General features: G+C 64.4%; 2 protein-coding genes. One reads left to right on the top strand and one right to left on the bottom strand.

The features are described 5' to 3' along the window. Window positions 1-594 (bottom strand): 5-formyltetrahydrofolate cyclo-ligase (locus EN925_RS36045; protein WP_128337382.1); only part of this gene is annotated, 594 nt, incomplete at its 3' end. Window positions 595-757: 163 nt separating this feature from the next. Between EN925_RS36045 and EN925_RS36040 the strand changes: the two genes are divergently transcribed. Beyond that, the coding region (locus tag EN925_RS36040) for an FAD-dependent oxidoreductase (RefSeq protein WP_164894665.1) at window positions 758-1,354 on the top strand (597 nt) is incomplete at its 3' end.

Here is a 1,354-nt window from a genome sequence, read left to right as displayed (position 1 = left end):
CGCGATGCGCTGCAGCTCGTAGCCGACGCCGATGACCAGTGGCTTGAACGGCATCGCTGCCAGCGTACGGTCGAAGAAACCGCCGCCATAACCCAGGCGGTAGTTCAGGGGATCGATGCCGACGATCGGCGAGATGACGATGTCCGGCAGCACCGGATCGCCCTCGGCCGGGATTGGGATGTTCCAGACACCTTTCTCCAGCCGGTCGCCTGCTTTGTAGGCGCGGAAGATCAGCGGCTGCCCCTTCTCGATGACGATGGGCAGGGCGGTGCGGCCGCCGCGTTCGTTTATGGACGCCATCCAAGGCCGCAAATCCGGCTCGCCGCGAAACGGCCAGTAGAGACTGACCATGCGGCCGGCGATCTCGCCGATTACCGCGTCGAGGCCATCGGCGATGCCTTGCGACATTACCGTTCGCGCGTCGGCCGAAACAGCAAGACGCGCGGCGATCAGGCGTTCGCGCTCAGCCTTGCGCCAGCGTCTCACATCGGTCCAGTCGCTCGAAGGCGCACGGAATTCCGGATCGAGTTCGTGCATGAAACAGGGCGGCGAAGAATACTGCGCCGGAGCATCGTCGTCACGATCGTTGGCCATGCCTCACCTCATCGCGTGTTCGATGACGCTATACCTCGCGATACGATACAACATGTGCATTCACGACATGCAACGACGAGTCTCGGGCACTGGCCATCTGTTGTTGCATTGCACAAAAATACCTACATGCAGGACAGGCAATCTTGCTATCAAGGTGAACGAAATGAACGAAGCCAGGCATCATGTCGTCGTTGTCGGCGCGGGTTTCGGCGGGCTCGAGTTCACCCGTGCGCTTGCCGGCGCTCCCGTGCGCATCACCATGATCGACAAGCGCAACCATCACCTCTTCCAGCCGCTGCTCTACCAGGTGGCGACGACGGCGCTGGCCACCTCCGAGGTTGCCTGGCCGATCCGCCACCTCCTGCGCAAGCGCAAGGATGTGACGACGCTGCTCGCCAATGTCACCGGTGTCGACCGCGCCGGCAAGCGCGTGCTGCTCGATGACGGCAGCGCGGTCGCCTACGACACGCTGCTGCTCGCCACCGGTGCCCGCCACGCCTATTTCGGCCATGACGAATGGGAGCCGTTCGCGCCTGGCCTGAAGACGCTGGAGGACGCCACCACCATTCGGCGGCGAATTCTCCTGGCCTTCGAACAGGCCGAGCGGGAGGCTGATCCCGCTAAGCGCCAGGCGCTGCTGACAATTGCGATCGTCGGCGGCGGGCCGCCCGGCGTCGAGCTTGCCGGCACCATCGTCGAGCTGGCGCATGCCACGCTGCGCGGCGAGTTCCGCCACATCGCCACGCGGCCGACCACCGTG

This window comes from Mesorhizobium sp. M7A.F.Ca.US.006.04.2.1, assembly GCF_004022915.1.
Classification (GTDB): Bacteria; Pseudomonadota; Alphaproteobacteria; order Rhizobiales; family Rhizobiaceae; genus Mesorhizobium; species Mesorhizobium ciceri.
The sequence above is the reverse complement of the archived record's forward strand: the minus strand, read 5'-3'. Positions and strand labels throughout refer to the sequence as shown.